Below are 3,280 nucleotides of genomic sequence, written 5' to 3' on the forward strand. Positions count from 1 at the left end.
CCCGAGCAGCACACCGACTTCATCTTTTCCGTCATCGGCGAGGAGCTGGGCTTCGTCGGCGTGATGGCGGTGCTGGTCACCTTCGGCCTGGTCTTCTGGCGGCTGATCCGCATCGCCGAGCGCTCGCGCGATCCCTTCGCCTCGCTGGTGCCCATCGGCCTGCTGGGCAGCTGGTTCACCCACGTGCTGATCAACGTGGGAATGACGGTGGGCGTGATGCCCGTCACCGGCATCCCGCTGCCCTTCATCAGCTACGGTGGCTCGTTCCTCCTGGTGAACCTGCTGGCCATGGCCGTCATCCAGCGAATCGCCGCCGAAAAGGCGCGCTAGCCCCCCTCGGGGCTGGCGCGCCTCCGCGTGTGGCGTCCGTCCGTATTCCCCCTGTCCAACTCCGGTCCTCATGGCCTGGTTTCGCAAGCCCAAGACGCGCCTGCAGGCGGCCGACCGCCGCGACCTGCCCGGCGAGCTGTGGGAAAAGTGCCCCAACTGCAACGACATCCTCTACACCCAGAAGCTCAAGGAGAACTGGAACGTCTGCCCCAGCTGCGCCTTTCACCTGCGCCTTTCGGCCGACGGGTACGTGTCGCTGCTGATCGACGAGGGCACGTTCACCGAGTTCGACGCCGACCTGCGCTCGGCCGATCCGCTGGGGTTCGTGGACCTGAAGCCCTACCGCGACCGGCTGATCGCGGCGGAGCGCAAGAGCACCCACGGCGACGCGGTGCTCACGGGCGACGGCGAGCTGGACGCGGTTCCCGTTTCCATCGGCGTGATGGACTTTTCGTTCATCGGCGGGTCGATGGGGTCGGTCGTGGGCGAGAAGCTGGCGCGCGCCGGGTTGCGGGCGCTGGAGGGGCGCAAGCCGCTGATCATCATTTCGCAGTCGGGCGGAGCGCGGATGATGGAGGGGATCTTCAGCCTGATGCAGATGGCCAAGACCTCGGCCGTCCTCGCGCAGCTCCACGAGGAGGGGCTGCCCTACGTGTCGATCCTGACGGACCCCACTACCGGCGGCGTGACGGCGTCGTACGCCATGCTGGGCGACATCAATGTGGCCGAGCCCAACGCGCTGATCGGATTCGCGGGGCCGCGGGTGATCGAGCAGACCATCAAGCAGGAGCTGCCCGAAGGCTTCCAGCGCTCGGAGTTCCTGCTGGAGTTCGGCATGCTCGACGACATCATCGACCGCCGCAAGATGAAGCCGTACGTGTCGCGGATGCTGCGGCACATGATGGGGCTGCCCGCGTCGGAGGCGGCGCGGGCCTGGGAAGCGGCGTGACGCCCGACGATCCCGCCGCCTGGCTGTTCGCCCGCACCTCGGGCGGCATCCGCTGGGGGCTGGAACGGACGGAAGAACTGCTCGCCCGTGCGGACCATCCGCACCGGCGATTCGCTTCCGTGCACGTGGCGGGCACCAACGGCAAGGGCTCGGTATCGGCGCTGTGCGAATCCGCCCTGCGCGCCGCGCACCCGGGGCGGACGATCGGCCTCTACACCTCGCCCCACCTGGTGTCGTTCCGTGAGCGTATCCGCATCGGCGGGAGGGCTGTGGACGCGGACCTGCTGGCCGCGTGCGAGGCCCGGCTGCGTCCCGCCATCGAGCGGACGGAGGCCACCTTCTTCGAGGCCACCACGGCGCTCGCCTTTCTCTGCTTCGCCGAGGCGGGCGTGGACCTGGCCGTGGTGGAGGTCGGGCTGGGCGGGCGGCTCGATTCAACGAACGTAATCGACCCGCTTGCCGTCGCCGTCACCAACGTGGCGCGCGACCACACGGAGTACCTGGGCGAGTCGCTGGAAGAGATCGCGGCGGAGAAGGCGGGCGTCTTCAAGCCCGGCGTCCCCGCGATCACGGCGGAAACGGCGCCGGGGCCGCTGGATGTGCTGCGCCGGCGCGCGGCGGAGATCGGTTCGCCGCTGACGGAGCTGGACCGCGCGGCGCGCATCGCCGACGTCTCCCTCTCGCTCGAAGGAACCCGGTTCCGCCTGGAGTCGGAGCGCTGGGGGAGCCGCGAGGTTCGCATTCCGCTGATCGGGGCGCACCAGGCGCGGAATGCGGCGCTCGCGGCGGAACTGCTGGGACTCCTACCCGATGACGTCCGTCCTGGATGGGAGGCGATCGAGCGGGAGTTCGCGGAGGTGCGCTGGGCGGGGCGGATGCAGGTGGAGCGCATCCGTGGCGGCACGTGGATCTTCGACGTGGCGCACAACCCGGCGGGCGTGCAGGCGCTCTGCGATACGCTGGACCAGGTCGCGTTCGACCACCCGCTGATCGTGATCGCCGCGATCCTCGCGGACAAGGAGTGGGACGAGATGCTGCCGCCGCTGCTCGCCCGCGCGGACGCCGCCATCCTCACCACCGCGCCTACCGCGCCCGAGGGCCGCCGGTGGGACCCGGAGCACGTCGCGCGTTCGCTGGACGCGCAGATCCCCATCCGCGTGATCCCCGACCTTCCCGCCGCCCTGATGCGCGCAGAAACCATGGCGCCCTACGGAACCGCGCTCGTCACCGGCTCGGTGCACACCGTCGGCGACGCGCTGGCGGAACTCGGGATTCCGATCGTCTAGCGCCGCAGCTGCGCCGGAATGCCATCGAGAAGCCCCACCTCCAGCGCGCCCCAGAAGCCGATGAGGATGGCCTCGGCGGCGTCGTGGCGCAGGGAGGTGGGGCGGGGCGCGGCGGACCACTCGATGATGCGGCGGGCGAAGGGATCGGCGTTGCTCTTGGCCAGCGCGCCGGTGCGCTGCTCCCGTCCGTACAGCAGGCGCTGCCGCCACACCTCCGCGCCGATCCGCAGGACGTCGATCGCGCGCTTCTCGGCCTCGTTCTCCCAGATGGCGGCCAGGTTGCCGCCGCCCTCCAGCACGAGCCATCTCACCTCGGGCAGCGTGTTCAGCAGGCCGTGCACCGCGCGCCGCAGCCGCGTCGCACTGCCGAAGTTCTGCGAGCGATACCACCGCAGCCGTCCATCATCCCCGTACAATGCCAGCCCCGTCCGGAGCCCCAGATCCACCGCAAGCAGCGACATGCCCGCGCATCGGAGCAAGTCGTCTGCCTGCGCTCAGCTGCCCAGGCGGAATCCTGGCGTGATGGTGATGCGATCCGGACCGTTGGCGAGCTCCAACCGGCCGGCACGGCTCTCGATGTAGATCATCAGGTTGGTTCCGCCGGAGAGCGCGGCGGATGGGGCGAGGATTGCACGATGATCGTCGTCGATGCCGGCGCGCGCCGCGAGCGCCCGGCAGCGCGCCAGGTCATACGGATCGTCGCTCCCCAGGGCCG

Annotated in this window: 5 protein-coding genes; 3 read left to right on the forward strand and 2 right to left on the reverse strand. The window is 70.0% G+C overall.

Going from position 1 to position 3,280, the window contains the following annotated elements:
• The 3 genes from VIB55_RS06670 to VIB55_RS06680 all read left to right on the forward strand — a co-directional run.
• Nucleotides 1-330, forward strand: a 330-nt coding sequence (locus tag VIB55_RS06670; protein ID WP_331875891.1) for an FtsW/RodA/SpoVE family cell cycle protein, incomplete at its 5' end; no start/stop codon positions are given.
• Nucleotides 331-400: 70 nt separating this feature from the next.
• Entirely contained in the window at nucleotides 401-1,279 is an 879-nt protein-coding gene (gene accD / locus VIB55_RS06675; RefSeq protein WP_331073363.1) for an acetyl-CoA carboxylase, carboxyltransferase subunit beta, read from the forward strand.
• Entirely contained in the window at nucleotides 1,276-2,565 is a 1,290-nt protein-coding gene (locus VIB55_RS06680; RefSeq protein ID WP_331875892.1) for a folylpolyglutamate synthase/dihydrofolate synthase family protein, read from the forward strand. Before accD ends, VIB55_RS06680 begins: the two co-directional genes overlap by 4 nt.
• Here the strand turns inward: VIB55_RS06680 and VIB55_RS06685 are convergent.
• Nucleotides 2,562-3,026 carry a hypothetical protein gene (locus VIB55_RS06685; protein ID WP_331875893.1) on the reverse strand — a complete coding sequence of 155 codons (465 nt, stop codon included), beginning with the start codon at nucleotides 3,024-3,026 and terminating at the stop codon, nucleotides 2,562-2,564. The two genes, VIB55_RS06680 and VIB55_RS06685, sit on opposite strands and share 4 nt — an antisense overlap.
• A 33-nt stretch (nucleotides 3,027-3,059) precedes the next feature.
• On the reverse strand, nucleotides 3,060-3,280 hold a 221-nt coding region (locus tag VIB55_RS06690), incomplete at its 5' end, for a hypothetical protein (RefSeq protein ID WP_331875894.1).

This window comes from Longimicrobium sp. (assembly GCF_036554565.1).
In the GTDB taxonomy this organism is placed as follows: domain Bacteria; phylum Gemmatimonadota; class Gemmatimonadetes; order Longimicrobiales; family Longimicrobiaceae; genus Longimicrobium.

Bases quoted from the DNA above. Each gene is read 5' to 3' on its own strand.
- accD (WP_331073363.1), top strand. From the start codon at position 401: ATGGCCTGGTTTCGCAAGCCCAAGACGCGCCTGCAGGCGGCCGACCGC.
- VIB55_RS06685 (WP_331875893.1), bottom strand. From the start codon at position 3,026: ATGTCGCTGCTTGCGGTGGATCTGGGGCTCCGGACGGGGCTGGCATTG.